This window comes from Rhizobium sp. 05L429 (genome assembly GCF_056397645.1).
The window spans coordinates 40,754-55,373 of sequence record NZ_JBFTNV010000028.1 but is presented as its reverse complement, the minus strand read 5'-3'; the positions used below and the strand labels follow the sequence as shown (position 1 = coordinate 55,373).

Genomic DNA, 14,620 nt, shown 5'->3' with positions numbered 1-14,620 from the left:
AAACACCAGGGCGACCCGTCTAGCCTTTCCGTAGCAACTTTTGGAGACGGCATATGAACATCAGCCCCGACGCCGACGGCTTCCACAAGGAGATCCGAACAATGGATCCCGCCTGGGCTGGCGTCGTCTCTCTTTCGCTTGGCGTCTTCGGTCTTGTCACGGCCGAATTCCTGCCGGCCAGTCTGCTCACGCCGATCTCTCATGATCTCAATGTCAGCATCGGCGCTGCGGGTCAGTCCGTAACAATGACAGCTGTCGTCGGTGCTTTTGCCGGACCCGCCGTGGTCATCGGCACGCGCCGGATCGACCGCCGCATTACGCTTCTCGCCCTGACGAGCCTGCTGATCGTGTCAAGCTTGCTTGCAGCCTTTGCCGACGGGCTTACCGCGCTTCTCATTGCTCGCGCGCTGCTTGGTATCGCCCTCGGTGGCTTCTGGGCCTTGTCGCTTGCGCTTGCCATGCGGCTCGTTCCGGAGCAGTTGATGCCGCGAGCGATGGCAATCATCATGACTGGCGTATCCGTCGCGACGGTTTGCGCTGCGCCCGTCGGCGCATGGGTTGGGGAGGCCTATGGGTGGCGTTCCGCTTTCCTGATTGCCGCCGGCGTCGGCGGCCTTGCACTCATCGTCCAGATCCTCACCTTGCCCGCCATGCCAGCCACGGGCTCTGCCGGATTAGCCACAATGGCCGCGGTGCTGCGCCGTCCCTCGATCCGGCTTGGCCTGCTCACGGTGCTGCTGGTCGTGGCCGGTCATTTTGCAGGTTTCACATTCATACGGCCATTCCTGGAGACAGTTCCGCATCTAGGGGTCGAAGGCATCTCGGGCGTACTCTTGGCCTTCGGCATCGGCGGCTTTCTCGGCAATCTGTTCGGTGGCTTTGTCTCCGAACGCAGCACCCGCCTGTCAATCGTTATCGCAGCCGGCGGGATCGCCGCAACCACCTTGCTTCTCGCGCTCGCTGGCGTCCTCCCGGTCGTAGCTTTGATTGCCACTGCTCTTTGGGGTTTCGCGTTCGGGGCCCTGCCGGTGAGCGTTCAGAGTTTCGTGACGCAAGCGGCATCCGACGAGGCAGAAAGTGCTGGCGCTCTGATGCTGACGACTTTCCAGGTTGCTATTTCCAGCGGTGCTGCAATCGGCGGCCTGATCGTCGAGGCCCAAGGGCTTGAAGGGGTATTCGGCTTCGCTGCCGTGTCCGCACTCTGCGGAGCAGTCGTAATCGGTCTCCGCAGCCGAGGAACCGTGGAGACGGCATAAACTCCCGCGACCAGTTCCGCTGTCAAACGGATTGAGCCTTGTCCGCGTCTGCAAGGACGCGAATGGGTGCTGGCCACCAATGCAGGCAGCCGGGTCGCAAATTTTGCCTCGGGCTGCGAAAACTAGGACCTTCAGCTGATCGAAATTGCGGACACCCTGTCGGTAAAGTTCGATAGTGATTGCCGCGCTCCTTGATGTTTCTTCGTCACCGATCAGCAGGTCGCCGAGACGTCGCGGCCGATTGCCGTTGCGTCTGAACCGACAAAGAACGAACAAATCCGCGCCGCGCTTCTCAAGCGGCGGCCCACTCGTTGACATAACTGCACGCGCTTCGCAGTTCCCCTTGCGTGGATCGTCATATGCCGAGCAGGCACGAACGGACTTACGGTGAGCGGGGAACAGATGGCCGGYACTGGCGGAGATCTCCCAATTGCCAACGCCCTGGCATCGAAGTGACAGTGATTCCACGCGTCGTGTTCCCGCCGTCGAAGCCACTTTCCATTTGGCCAGGCGGCGCGAATGTGCGCATTCGTGACCGGATCACATGTTGAAGTTGGGGAGGGTGTTACTGTTTGCCCTGAACAGAATGGAATGGAATTCCGTTAGAAGTGAGGCCATCCAGCGTTTTGCCGATGCGCGCAACTGACGTCAGGCACTAGAAGACGATGATCTTGTTCCTCGCAACCCATCAATAAAAAGTAGCAGAAAATTAACCATTTACGCGTGGTAGCATGGAACATTCGATCTTGCTAATAAGTTGATGATCCGCAGATCCTCAACCTCTAGTCCCGCACTGGGCGGATGCGGATCGCAGGAGAGCGCGCGCCTCCTTCATTGTCATGTCGCCGGAACGTGTTCCRGCCAATTGGTCTTGGAGGACTTCAATGTTGTCTTATAAATTGGGCGTCGCCGTGACTGCCCTTGCGTGCGCAACCATTGGCATGTCGAATGCGGSAGTTGCACTCGATATCGGTGGACAGAACGGCATCAGTGTCGGCAGTAATGGCAGCGGCGGCCTCGGCGTATCCGTCGGGGGCCGCACTGGCGTTAACGGCAGTGTTGGAAGCAGACCGAGCGGCGCGCTCGGGGTCGACGCTTCCGTCGGCGGCTCGAGCGGCCTCAACAGCAACACCTCGGTCGGCGGCAGTAAGGGCGGGCTCGGCGTCGGGACGCGGGCAGGCATCGGTGGGTCGAACAATGTCCGTGCCACTGTGAACGCCACTMTCGGTGGATCGAGCCTCGCAACGACGAGAACCGATGCCACGGTCAATGGTTCTCGGGGCGTGGCGGCCGACGTTGACGCGACGGTCGGGGGAACAAGGCTTGGGAGCGCGCGTGCAACGGCCGGTTCCACTGGCACCACGCTTGCAGATATCCTGCTCGGCTCTCGCGACGCGAATGGCGGCAATGACACGGGCGAATCCGGCATTGCAAGCTCCAGCGGTTCGCGGATAGGCAATCCCGCAACGGAGCGTCAGGTCAGGGCGATCAGAGACATGTCTTCCCTTGAGCGCGCCAAGGCAAAGGTCCGATGCAAGGATGTGCTGCGTTCCGGTGGCTATGATGCGGGTCTGACAAGCCTCTGCAAGATAGTCGTCTCGATGCGGTGAGAGGCACGGCGAGCGCTGCGCTGCGGGTATGCCCGACCCTTGATCTCGAATGATAAGATGGGAGGTCCTTCGGACCTCCCTTTCCGTTGGGAAATGTGGACAGACCGTTGCCCCATTGGTGCTCGTGGGGGCATACATAGAGATAATCCTGTGAAAAGCGCATCGCCGAAAGGCGTCCCAGGGCCGGCGCTATAACGTCTCTCAATGGGCTGAATGAAGGCATGGCAGCGAATAGATATTCGCCCTTTGCGCCGATCGAGCTCACATTCCATAACAATCGGCCGACAATGATCATCCGCACTCAGACGCGGCGCGCGTCCTCATTCAGATATGGCCTCTGGACGATGGCGAGGAATTATCACCGCCGGCAAGGCCCGCGCCAATGCCCTCATTGGCGGGCCAGCCCTGAGGTGCTTCGACGGGTGATCCTGCGCGCCGCGAACGAAGCCGGGATCTCTGCTCTGTTGCTCGTCCATGACGCCCATCGCGAGAAGCCTCAGCCGACCCGCGTCCGTCGTTGTGTGGGCAATGACGGCGCAATCATCATAAAGTTCTGCCCAGCGCCTTTATCACGTCTTTAATGCTGCCACATGCCGGCCTGCTGAACAAATAGAGAACTTCAGCAAGGAGGGGCCCGCGATGCACGTGCGGACGGACCACGATGCCCTAACTGAATTTATGCCTGATACCAAATAACGTCGTTTGTGTGTGGTTTTGAAGAACTGTATCGAAGCTCGTCAGACCATGCCTGATGCCGTTCGGAGGCGTCGGTCATTCCAGCCAAGCATGAGATCAGGTCGCAGGTTCCGGTGCGTGCATCCGCGCGCCAGGGCATCCGTATCATGGCCAGGTCTCGTTGCTTGCAGGGGCAGCGGGAGTCCGGAACGTGCTAAGATTATTCACCTCGCTCTTGAATGTGCTCACCAATCTMGTGCTTGCCGCGGCCATCGTGGCATTCGTGCTGTTGCAGGGCGCGACGGCAAATTTGCCGGATTACCGGGCGCTTGCCGAATGGCAGCCGGCGCTGACCTCGCGGCTCTATGCGAGCGACGGCTCGGCACTTGCCGAGTTTGCCAGGGAAAAGCGGTTGTTCCAGCCGATCGGCTCCGTGCCGTTGCGAGTGAGGGGTGCATTTCTTTCCGCCGAGGACAAGAATTTCTACCAGCACGGCGGCATCGATGTCGAAAGCATTGCGCGCGCTTTGATGTCCAACATCGCCAAATCGGTCTCCGGCGACCGGCTCGTCGGCGCTTCCACCATTACCCAGCAGGTGGCGAAGAACTTTCTGCTGACATCTGATCGCACGGTGGAACGCAAGCTGAAGGAGGCGCTACTGGCGATCCGCCTCAACCAGAGTTTCAGCAAGGACCAGGTGCTCGAGCTTTATCTCAACGATATCTATTTCGGCTCGGGCGCCTATGGCCTGGCGCAGGCGGCGCTCACGTATTTCGGCAAGAGCGTCGGCGAACTCGATATAGCCGAAGCCGCCTATCTGGCAGCGCTTCCCAAGGGGCCGAACAATTACAATCCCATCCACTCCTATGAGAAGGCGCTGGCCCGGCGCAACTGGGTGATCGGCCAGATGCGCGAGAACGGCTTCATCAGTGCGGCGGAGGCCGGCAAGGCTGTCGATGAACCGCTGAAGGTGGTGCTGAAAGAGCGGCGGGTACAGATTGCCGAGAGCGAATTCTTCACGGAGGAGATCAGGCGTTTCCTTCTGGCCAGATATGGCGAGGAAGGACTCTACCCGGCTGGCCTGACGGTGCGCACCAGCCTCCATCCCGCCCTGCAGCGGGCTGCAATGAAGGCGCTGCGGCGCGGGCTTGTCGAATACGATCAGGCGAGGGGATATCGCGGGCCGGTGGCACAACTTGCTCTAGGCGAGAGTGCCGAACAGGTTTTCCAGAGGGTGCAGGGGCTTGCCGACGTTCCAGAGTGGCGGCCAGCGTTGGTGACAGGTGTGACGGCCGATGGGCTGGAGCTTCGGATCGATGGGCAAGCCGGTAAGTCGCTGCGCATGGATAAGGCGAATAGCTGGACGCTTTGCAAGATCTCCGAGGCCGGTCGGCGCTGCTTCAAGACGCCGGGCGAGGTGTTTGCCTCGGGCGATATCGTCTATGTCGAGGAGACGCCTGCGGGCCTCCGCCTGCGCCAACCGCCTGATGTCCAGGGCGCGCTGGTTTCGATGGAGCCGCGTACGGGCCGGGTCGTGGCGATCGCGGGCGGCTTTTCCTTTGCGCAGTCGCAGTTCAACCGGGCGACGCAGGCCTTCCGGCAGCCGGGCTCGGCCTTCAAACCATTTGTCTATGCGGCAGCGCTCGATACCGGCTATACGCCCTCGACACTGGTGCTCGATGAGCCGCTCGCCATTCCCGATGGCGCCGGCCATATCTGGAGCCCGAAGAACTACGATGGCAAATCCGACGGTCCGTCGACCTTGCGCGTCGGGCTTGAAAACAGCCGCAATCAGATGACCGTGCGGTTGGCGCGCGCGGTCGGCATGGAGGTCGTTGCCGATTACGGCGAGCGTTTTGGCCTTTACGACCAGCTGACACCTTATCTGCCGATGGCGCTCGGGGCGGGTGAGACCACGCTGATGCGGMTGGTGGCCGGCTATTCGGTCATCGCCAATGGCGGGCGGGAGGTGCGGCCCTCGATGATCGACCGGATCCAGGACCGGACGGGCCATACGGTTTTCCGGCAGGATGACCGGGGGTGCCCGGATTGCCGCGCCGCAAATTGGCAGGGCCAGGCCGAGCCGGGTGTCATCGACGACAAGGATTACGTTCTCGACCCGATGACTGCCTACCAGATTACCTCCATGTTGCAGGGCGTGGTTGAGCGGGGCACGGCGCACGGCGTCAGCGTGCTTGGCGTGCCTATTGCCGGCAAGACGGGCACAACGAATGACGAGAAGGACGTCTGGTTCGTCGGCTATACGCCCGATCTCGTGACCGGTGTGTTCATCGGCTACGATACGCCACGGCACCTCGGCTCGGGTGAGACGGGCGGCGGGCTTGCTGCGCCCATTTTCATCGATTTCATGAAGGTGGCGCTCGCCGGGCGTCCTGCTTCGAAGTTCATTCCGCCTAACGGTTTGATCTTCCACAGGGTCGACCGGAAAAGCGGGCAGGAGGTGGCCGATGGGGCCGGGATCTCCGAGGCCTTCAAGCCGGGCACGGCGCCCTGCAGGGGCGCCTGCGCGTTCATCGGCGATGAGGAGCAGGTAAATATTGCCAGCGATCCCGGCGGTCTCGACGATACGACGCGGGCCGAACTTCTGCGCAATACAGGCGGCCTCTACTGATGCGGCAGGCCTCCTTCCACGCGTCCAGGCGCACTGCCTCTGCGAGCTCTCGTATCCTCATCCTGATGATCGGCTTTTCCGTCGCTTTCTTCATCGTGGTGGGCCGGCTCTTCTATCTCGGCTTACAGGTGTTCCAAGAAGCGCAATGGATGCCGAAGGGCAATATCAACGGCCGGCCGGCCATTCTCGACCGTAACGGCGAGGCGCTGGCGATGGATATTCCGATTACCAGCGTTTATGCCTCGCCGAAACTGATCGTCGATGTGGACGAGGCGGTCGAGCGCATCACCGCCATTCTGCCAGAGCTTGACCGGCGTCAGCTCTATCAGCGGCTTTCTTCCGGCGCGCAGTTTGCCTGGATCAAGCGCCATATCAGGCCGCGCGAAGAGCAGGCGTTGTGGAATGCCGGCATTCCGGGCCTGAACTTCCAGAAGGAGAAGAAACGCTTCTATCCGAAGGGGACGCTGGCAGCGCATGTGCTCGGCGCCGTCAACATCGACAATATTGGCATTTCAGGCCTGGAAAAATGGATCGAGACCGATGGTCTGGCAAACCTGCGCCAGAGCGGCATGGAGCTTGCGAGCGAAGATCTCAGCCCCGTCGTGACGACGCTCGATATCAGGGTGCAACACGCGCTCGAAGACGAGATCGCCAAGGCGATCATTAAACATGATGCCAAGGCCGGGGCCGGCCTCGTGCTTGATGTCGAAAACGGCGAGGTTCTGGCGCTGGCATCGCTGCCGACATTCGATCCGAACGAGCCAGCCGATGCGCTGGAGCCCGACAGAATCAACCGTATCGTGGCGGCCGATTTCGAGATGGGATCGACCTTCAAGGCGCTGACGACGGCGATGGCGCTCGATTCCGGAATGTTTTCTATCCACTCGGTCATCGATGCCAGTAAGCCGCTCGCCTTCGGGCGGATGCGCATCCATGATTTCGAAGGCAAGTACCGGCCTCTCTCAGTGCCCGAGGCCTTCATTTACTCCTCGAATATCTCGATGGCGAAAATGGCGATCGCCGTCGGCAAGGAGCGCCAGCAGCAGTTTCTGCGTCAGTTCGGGCAGATGGACGCGCTTCGCACCGAACTGCCGGAGACAGCGATGCCGATCCTGCCGAGACGCTGGAACGAAGTCGAAACGGCGACCGTGTCCTTCGGGCATGGCATTGCCGTCACGCCACTGCAGGCGAGCATGGGCGTTGCCGCGCTTGTCAATGGCGGGCGGCTGATCCGGCCGACATTCGTGAAAGACACGCCGGTCGAGGCCCGCACATTTGCCGCCGGCCTGGTCGCGGCGCGGACGAGCCAGGCGATACGCTATCTGATGTCGCTGAATGCCACGGCAGGTTCGGCCAAAAAGGCCAGGGTCCCCGGCTATTTCATCGGCGGCAAGACCGGCTCGGCCGAAAAGGTGGTAGCCGGGCGCTATTCGAAGGAGCTGAACATCACTTCCTTTATGGGCATCGTGCCGGCCGACAATCCGCAATACCTACTGCTGACGCTGCTCGACGAGCCCAAGGGACTGCCGGAAACATACGGGTTTCGCACGTCGGGCTGGAATGCCGCGCCGCTCGGCGGGGCGGTGTTCAAGCGCGCGTTGCCGATGCTGGGTGAGCTCCCGTCTTTCGAGGCGCAGACCGACCCGTTTTCGGGTGTCCGCTGAAGCCCACGTGTCAGCGAAAGATCTTGCAAGGAAGCCTGAATGCCGATCGCATGCCAGGTCGTCAGAAAAGGCGTGAACCGTGCCGAGAGCGACGCCGCCTTCCTCACGATTTCGATGCCGCTTCATCATAAAACCGACATATGGTGCCGCCCGGTAGTCCGCAAACCCCGCCTTTACGCCTGACTTGAGCGCGAGAGAGTGGCCGTGATCGGGAAACATGTTCGTTTCCAGCGGGCGATCAGTCCGTCGATGTCGCCTGGCTGCCCGGTTGCGGACATCGACGGTTCGTCAACATCGAGAAGGCCTTGCTTCTCAAGGCGGCCGAAATGACGGATCGGTCCACAGACGGCAAAGGCATCAGTACGAGGGTCGCGGGCTGAATTTACGCGTGTGAACGGCTTTTCCTCGCCTTCCGCCAGCGTATAAAGGCCTGGAGAAACAGCGAGTGTTCGACATGACAGGTACACCAGGAGGCGCTTTGCGCAGTGCCGCTATCACCGCGAGGCTGTTGACGCTTGCTAAATGCGACACGCGGGCTGCGCCGCAGTGGCAACACCAGCCTCCTGTCATCTCTGCGTTCGTCGCCCGCAAACGTGAAACGATAACGCAGCTTGCCATGTCGACGACCGGTCTTGTCATCATCCTTGAGGGAGCAAAGGAGCTCACCTCCGGTGCAGAACGCCGGGTCTACAGGAGCGGCGACATCTTCGTTCTTTCGGCCAACGAACATTTCGACGTTGTCAATGAACCAGATGACAAGACGGGTTACTATCGGGCCTTGTTCATTCGCTTCGACCGCGCACTCATCATTGAGGCGGCCCGGCTGTGGCCGCAGTTCGTAAACCAGGAGACACGTTCGACGGAGCCTCGGATCACCGATGATCTGTGTTCAGCGATCCTTCATGCTGCGCAAGCATTAGCCCATCGCTTCCCGGTGTCGCGTCGGGTGGTCGAGCACCGCCTTCTCGAGGTGGTATTGGTGCTGGCCGAACAGGGAGTGCTTTCGCTCGCGCCCAAATACATTGAGGATTCGGTTGTGGCGGCGGTGCGTCTCCTGGTGCGGCATCGTCTTCATCTGAATTGGACCACGGCAGCGGTGGCTTCCGAATTCTCCATGTCTGAAGCAACACTGCGCCGGCGGCTTCGAGCGGAGGGCCATACGTTCCAAGGTCTACTGCTCGATGAGCGGATGAAGGCGGCCTTCATCATCCTGAAGGATCGTGACGCGGATGTCGCCGACGCGCTGGCGGCAACGGGATATCATTCGCGCTCGCACTTTTCGAGACAGTTCCAGGTGCGCTTTGGAGCAACGCCCAACGAGGTCCGTCTCGGTAGAGGAGCGCCGTCGAGCTCTTGATTGGAGTCGGCTCAAACCTGATCGGTATCGGATCATCTGCAGACATGATCGTCGCTATCCTCACCTCATCAACCGAGAAGGATAAATCGACATGCATCGATATTTACCGAGAGTGGGTACGGTTTGCGCCCTGGTATTTGCAACAACGGCGGCTGGATCCGACATCAAGAGTTTGAAGGTCGAGATCGAAGGAGTTGAGCAAGGCGGACGCCTGCCGGACAAGGCCGCCTTCTGTCCGCCATCCGCTACCACACAGAGAAACATTAGCCCTGCCATCACCTGGTCGTCAGGACCGCAAGGCACGAGATCTTATGCTCTGTTGATGACGGATCCAGATGTCCCCCGGGATTTCAGCCGGATCAACAAGGCAGCTGTAATGATCCGGCGCGACGACCCGCGAGTTTCGGTCTACCACTGGGTACTTGCCGACATTCCGCCTGACACGAAATCGCTCGCGGAAGGTGTTGAAAGCGAAGGGCTGGTTCCCCACGGAAAGCCTGTTGGCGAGACGGCACACGGACGCCGGGGGACGAATGTCTACTCAAGCTTCCTGGCATCTGATCCGGAAATGGCCGGGACCTATGGTGGCTATGATGGTCCTTGCCCTCCGACAAACGACGAGCGCCCGCACCGGTACGTTGTTCAGGTCTATGCGTTGGACGTCCCGTCACTCGGTCTGAACAGCACCTTCGACGGTTCGTCACTGGAGAACGCAATGCGGGGTCATGTTCTCTCGCAAGGGAACGCCATAGCCACTTATTCCCTCAATCCGAGTGTCACCAAACAGCTCGGCCAATGACAACAATCGCTCCGAGGAACTMTGAGATGACCACAAATGAAACTGCTGCATCCGTACTTTTTACCCGCGATGCTCGAGGTTACGACGATCTGCGCCGCCGCCTGATTCCCTCTTTCGATGAGTTCTACGGCACCGCCGTGAAGCTCATCCAGGAATGGCAATCGGGCGCAAATCTTGAGGTGCTGGATGTCGGCGCCGGGACCGGCCTCTTTTCGGCGATGGTTTTGGAAGCATGTCCGGTCGAGCGCCTCTGCCTGCTAGATGGATCCTCGGCGATGTTGGAGCAGGCCTGCGCACGTGTTGGGCCAAAAGTGGAGGTGGAGCTTCATCATGCTGACATGGCGGTTGCGGATTTGGRTGGGCCGTGGGATCTCATTGTATCGGCGCTGGCGATCCATCATCTTTCCGACGAAGGTAAGCGCTTACTCTATGGCCGCATCCGCCATGCCCTGAAGCCCGGCGGGCTGTTCGTCAACGCCGAACAGGTAGCCGGACCTGGAGCGGCCGCAGATCAACGCTACCAGAAGATATGGCTCGAAGGAATTCGCCGGCTCGGAGTTTCGGATCATGAGATCGATAAGGTTGCTGAGCGCATGCTACACGACAAATGCGCCTCCGTTGAAGATCAACTTCGCTGGCTCCGCGATGTGGGCTTTTCGGACGTCGACTGCAGCTTCAAAGCCTGGCGGTTCGCTGTAATCAGTGGCAGGGCATAGGAAAGCGCGAGGCTGGCAGCTGCGGTTGTTGTGCGCCATGAGGCTCAAGCATGGGCGACGCAACGGCATGGCGCGGTGTTTACGTCCCAAAATCTGTTGCGGCGACGTCCACTCTGACGAAGTATCTCGCGCGCTTCGATCTCCGGTTCGAAGACGTCAAGAAGAGATATCCGAGACGGAAGTAAGYGGGTCGGCGGTCTAAACCCACTCAACAGCTTTAAGATCGGTGCCTTTCGGGCGGCCGAAGGGGTGGAAGGCACACGTCCCACATTCCACCTACCATCCTCAAACCCTGCACGCAGGCCGGTCGCCTCCCATAGACGCAGGCACGCACCTCACCTCATCCACCCGCCAGCAACGCCCTTGCGCTCTCCTCGTCCGTAATCAGTGCGGTTGCGAGTCCGGCGCGTACGGTGGCGGTGAGGATGGCGTGTTTGTGGATGCCGCCCGAGGCGACGATGCGGCAGGGGATCTTGCGATAGTCGGTGAGGTCGGGGGCTAGCACCTGTGCGTTCAGCGGGTGGGCGACGGGGCGGCCCCCGGCATCGATATAGCGGCCGAGCAGGTCGCCGACGGCGCCGACGGCGATGAGGTCACCGACGTCGGTTCCGGCCGGCAGGCCGTAGCGCACCTGCAGGGATTGCCTGGTCACGTCGCCGACGCTCAGGTAGGAAATATCCACTTCGCAGGTCTGGCGGAAGATGCGCTCGAAGACCGATTGCGTGATGATCGCCTCGCGCGATTGCGGGCTCTCGGCATAGATCGGTGCCGCGAAATAGTGGCATTGCGCCTTCAAGACCTGCGCGAAGGCGCGCACGATCTCGAACGTGTTGATCTCCGAGCCGCGTGTCAGCCCGCCCATCATCGAGCGCAGCTCCATCCCGGGCTCGCTTGCCGGCGTCATGTTGGTGACGGTCTCGCGCAGCGTCGCGCCCCAGCCGACCCCGATGGAGCGGGGCTTGCGGGCCTGGATCAGCCGGTCGAGATAGGCGGCTGCGCCACGGCCGAGCGCCTGGTGCAGGAGCTGCGGATCGGCAGGGGTGGGCACGACGACTGCCGCCTCCAGGCCGAAACGTTCCTGCAGGCGCGATTCCAGCTCCATGCCGGCGGCAAGCGGCGAGGCGAAGCTCACCCTGACGATGCCTTCCTCAAGGGCTGCGGCCAGGAACTCGTTCACCCGGCGACGGGTGAGGTACATGCGCTCGGCGATCTGCGCCTGCGTCAGCCCCTCCACGTGATAGAGCCAGGCCGCCCGGATTTTCAGTTCATGCGATTCCATCAATCCCCATCCCCAACGTACCCTAAGTGCCTTGGCGTTACATATTTCACATTGGTGTAACATATGTAACGTAATGCCGTCTGCATGACGATAGAACTTCTGATCTTTGATTGTGACGGCGTATTGATCGACAGCGAGCCGGTGGCGAGCGGCACGCTGGCGCAGGCCCTGCAGCGCGCCGGCATTGCCTTGAGCCAGGCTGAGGTCCACCGTCGCTTCACCGGCCTTTCGGGGGAGGCGGCCGGCCGCCTCTGTCGCGAGGAACTCGGCCTTGCCGATCCGGACCGTGTCTTCGCCGATGCCAAAAGCGCGCTCTACGCGGAATTTTCCCGTTCGCTGCGGCCGATGGCCGGCATGGAAGAGCTGGTGCGGAATGTGAAGCAGCGCAAATGCGTCGCGTCCAACAGCGACATGGAGAGGCTGCGCCGCAGTCTCGGTCTTCTGGATTTGTGGGCTGAATTTGCCCCGCATATCTACAGTGCCGAGATGGTGGCGAGGCCCAAGCCTGCGCCTGACCTTTTCCGTCTCTGCTCCGAAAATCTCGGCGTGGCGCCGCATCGCTGCCTTGTCGTCGACGACAGCGCGCTCGGGATTACCGGTGCCGTGGCGGCCGGCATGGCGGCGATCGGCTTCGTCGACCCGGCCGATCCGCGCAGCGGACGGCACGAGGCGCTGAAGGCGGCAGGGGCTCTGCAAACGGTGGAGGGAGCGGGCGAACTGGCGCGGGCGCTCGACGCGTTTTCGGCGGGAACCGCCGCTTCTTCTGCAGGCAAACCGGCGGTTCAAGCCGCCGGCTGATCTCGTCGCACGGGGCCTTTCCTCGCGTGCTGGAACTGCTCTTCGCGGCATCCGCGACGGGCGCCTTTATTGAAAAATTCATGAAGCCGTCAATGCGGCGACATCTCGCTGATTTTAACAACACAGACCACGAGCGGGGGCTCGTCGGTCAAGACACAAGGAGTTTCCGATGATTTCGATCAATCGACGCGGCGCGCTCGGCCTTATCGGTGCCACCGCCGGCACGCTCGTTCTGCCACGCCTCGCTTTCAGCCAAGGCAAGCGCCCGTCTATCACCATCGCGGTGCAGAAGATCACCAACAACAACTCGCTCGACGTCTATCACGAGCAGTCCAACGTCGGCGAGCGCATCTTCTACCCCAACCTGTGGGAAGGTCTCATCCTGCGCGACTGGATGGGTAATCAGGGCCCGGTTCCGGGTCTTGCCACCGAGTGGAAGCGCATCGACGACAAGACGCTCGAGCTCAAGCTCCGCCAGGGCGTCAAGTTCCACAACGGCGATGAAATGACCGCCGAGGACGTCGCCTTCTCCTTCTCCAAGGAGCGCGTGTTCGGCAATACGGAACCGGCCGGTGGCAAGACCATCTTCGAATCCGATCACAAGCCTGCGACCGCCAAGGAACTGCCGGCAACCGTTCCCGGCGTCGGACGTCGCCTGTGGCCCGCACTCGCCGGCATCGAGATCGTCGACAAGTACACCGTGCGCCTGCACAACACGACGCCCGACGTGACGTTGGAAGGGCGCCTCTATTCCGGCGGCAGCCAGATCACCAACCGCCGCGCCTGGGATGAGGCCGCAAGCTTCACCGAATGGTCGCGAAAGCCGATCACGACCGGCCCCTACATGGTCGGCGAGTACAAGCCGGACGTTTCGCTGACCCTCGTTGCCTTCGACGAATATTGGGGCGGCCGCCCGCCGTTGGAGCAGATCCGCTTCGTGGAAGTTCCGGAAGTCGCCTCGCGCGTCAACGGCCTCTTGTCAGGCGAATATGACTTCGCCTGCGACCTGCCGCCGGATCAGATCGCCGCCGTTCAGGCCGCTCCGGGCTACGAGATCCAGAACTCGACGATCTGGAACCACCGCATTTCGGTCTTCAACACCCAGAACGAGATCCTCGCCAACCCGCTGGTTCGCCGTGCCATGACCCATGCCATCGACCGCCAGGCGATCGTCGATGCGCTCTGGGCCGGCAAGACGGTCATCCCGGCCGGCCTGCAGTTCGAATCCTTCCGCAACAGCGACATGTTCATCGATGGCTGGGCGCCCCCGGCCTACGATCCCAATCTCGCCAAGGACCTTCTGAAGCAGGCCAATTACAAGGGCGATGCGATCCCCTACCGCCTGCTCAACAACTACTACACGAACCAGACGGCCAACGGCCAGATCATGGTCGAGATGTGGAAGCAGGTCGGCCTCAACGTCGAGATCGAGATGAAGGAGAACTGGGCGCAGATCCACGATCCCCAGGGCATCAAGGGCGTGCGCGACTGGTCGGCTGGCAACTCGATCAATGACCCGATCACGCCGATGGTCGTGCAGTTCGGCCCGAATGGCGAAGTGCAGCAGAAGAAGGACTGGACGAACGCGGAGATGAACAAGCTCGCCGTCGTCATGGAAACCTCCACCGACCGGGCGCAGCGCAAAAAGGCGATTGCCCGCATGCTGGAAATCGCCGAGCGCGAAGACCCGGTCTATCAGGTCCTGCACCAGAATGCCGTCTTCACCGGCATGAAGTCGTCGCTGAAGTGGAAGGCCGCTCCGGCCTTCGCCATGGACTTCCGCGCCACCAACTGGTCGATCTGATCGGCTCCTCGGTCTCCGGCGGCTGAAGGG

10 protein-coding genes are annotated in these 14,620 nt (G+C 61.3%); 9 read left to right on the top strand and 1 reads right to left on the bottom strand.

The genetic code is table 11. The annotated features are described in order from the left end of the window. Window positions 1–53 precede the first annotated feature (53 nt). The 7 genes from AC1DNW_RS25380 (at window position 54) to AC1DNW_RS25350 (ending at window position 10,709) form a co-directional block, all read left to right on the top strand. The gene (locus tag AC1DNW_RS25380) at window positions 54–1,256 is read left to right on the top strand and encodes an MFS transporter (protein ID WP_477854723.1); all 1,203 of its coding nucleotides are present in this window, start codon (window positions 54–56) and stop codon (window positions 1,254–1,256) included. Between the two features lie 884 nt (window positions 1,257–2,140). Continuing rightward, on the top strand, window positions 2,141–2,866 hold the full coding sequence (locus AC1DNW_RS25375; RefSeq protein ID WP_477854722.1) for a polysaccharide biosynthesis GNAT family N-acetyltransferase UppQ: 726 nt from the start codon (window positions 2,141–2,143) through the stop codon (window positions 2,864–2,866). Between the two features lie 886 nt (window positions 2,867–3,752). Beyond that, complete coding sequence (locus AC1DNW_RS25370) at window positions 3,753–6,173, top strand: penicillin-binding protein 1A (RefSeq protein WP_477854721.1); 2,421 nt, start codon at window positions 3,753–3,755, stop codon at window positions 6,171–6,173. Beyond that, the gene (locus AC1DNW_RS25365) at window positions 6,173–7,837 is read left to right on the top strand and encodes a peptidoglycan D,D-transpeptidase FtsI family protein (protein ID WP_477854720.1); all 1,665 of its coding nucleotides are present in this window, start codon (window positions 6,173–6,175) and stop codon (window positions 7,835–7,837) included. Before AC1DNW_RS25370 ends, AC1DNW_RS25365 begins: the two co-directional genes overlap by 1 nt. 454 nt (window positions 7,838–8,291) lie before the next feature. After that, window positions 8,292–9,194, top strand: a complete 903-nt coding sequence (locus tag AC1DNW_RS25360) for a helix-turn-helix transcriptional regulator (protein WP_477854762.1) — start codon at window positions 8,292–8,294, stop codon at window positions 9,192–9,194. Window positions 9,195–9,285: 91 nt separating this feature from the next. Continuing rightward, entirely contained in the window at window positions 9,286–9,993 is a 708-nt protein-coding gene (locus AC1DNW_RS25355) for a YbhB/YbcL family Raf kinase inhibitor-like protein (RefSeq protein ID WP_477854719.1), read from the top strand. 26 nt (window positions 9,994–10,019) lie between these two features. After that, window positions 10,020–10,709 (top strand): class I SAM-dependent methyltransferase, encoded by a 690-nt coding sequence (locus AC1DNW_RS25350; protein ID WP_477854718.1) that lies wholly within the window; start codon window positions 10,020–10,022, stop codon window positions 10,707–10,709. 340 nt (window positions 10,710–11,049) lie between these two features. On the opposite strand, the gene AC1DNW_RS25345 is transcribed toward AC1DNW_RS25350, so the two are convergent. Further along, a complete protein-coding gene (locus AC1DNW_RS25345; protein WP_477854717.1) occupies window positions 11,050–11,988 on the bottom strand; it encodes a sugar-binding transcriptional regulator in 939 nt (312 codons plus the stop codon). Window positions 11,989–12,072: 84 nt separating this feature from the next. Here AC1DNW_RS25345 and AC1DNW_RS25340 point away from each other — a divergent pair, with 84 nt between their 5' ends. Further along, the gene (locus AC1DNW_RS25340; RefSeq protein WP_477854716.1) at window positions 12,073–12,786 is read left to right on the top strand and encodes an HAD family hydrolase; all 714 of its coding nucleotides are present in this window, start codon (window positions 12,073–12,075) and stop codon (window positions 12,784–12,786) included. A gap of 169 nt (window positions 12,787–12,955) precedes the next feature. Then, a complete protein-coding gene (locus AC1DNW_RS25335) occupies window positions 12,956–14,590 on the top strand; it encodes an ABC transporter substrate-binding protein (RefSeq protein WP_477854715.1) in 1,635 nt (544 codons plus the stop codon). Window positions 14,591–14,620: the final 30 nt, after the last annotated feature.

Excerpts from the sequence above, each read along its gene's own strand:
- AC1DNW_RS25380 (WP_477854723.1), top strand. The coding sequence starts at position 54 with ATGAACATCAGCCCCGACGCCGACGGCTTCCACAAGGAGATCCGAACA.
- AC1DNW_RS25365 (WP_477854720.1), top strand. The coding sequence starts at position 6,173 with ATGCGGCAGGCCTCCTTCCACGCGTCCAGGCGCACTGCCTCTGCGAGC.
- AC1DNW_RS25360 (WP_477854762.1), top strand. The coding sequence starts at position 8,292 with ATGACAGGTACACCAGGAGGCGCTTTGCGCAGTGCCGCTATCACCGCG.
- AC1DNW_RS25355 (WP_477854719.1), top strand. The coding sequence starts at position 9,286 with ATGCATCGATATTTACCGAGAGTGGGTACGGTTTGCGCCCTGGTATTT.
- AC1DNW_RS25345 (WP_477854717.1), bottom strand. The coding sequence starts at position 11,988 with ATGGAATCGCATGAACTGAAAATCCGGGCGGCCTGGCTCTATCACGTG.
- AC1DNW_RS25340 (WP_477854716.1), top strand. The coding sequence starts at position 12,073 with ATGACGATAGAACTTCTGATCTTTGATTGTGACGGCGTATTGATCGAC.
- AC1DNW_RS25335 (WP_477854715.1), top strand. The coding sequence starts at position 12,956 with ATGATTTCGATCAATCGACGCGGCGCGCTCGGCCTTATCGGTGCCACC.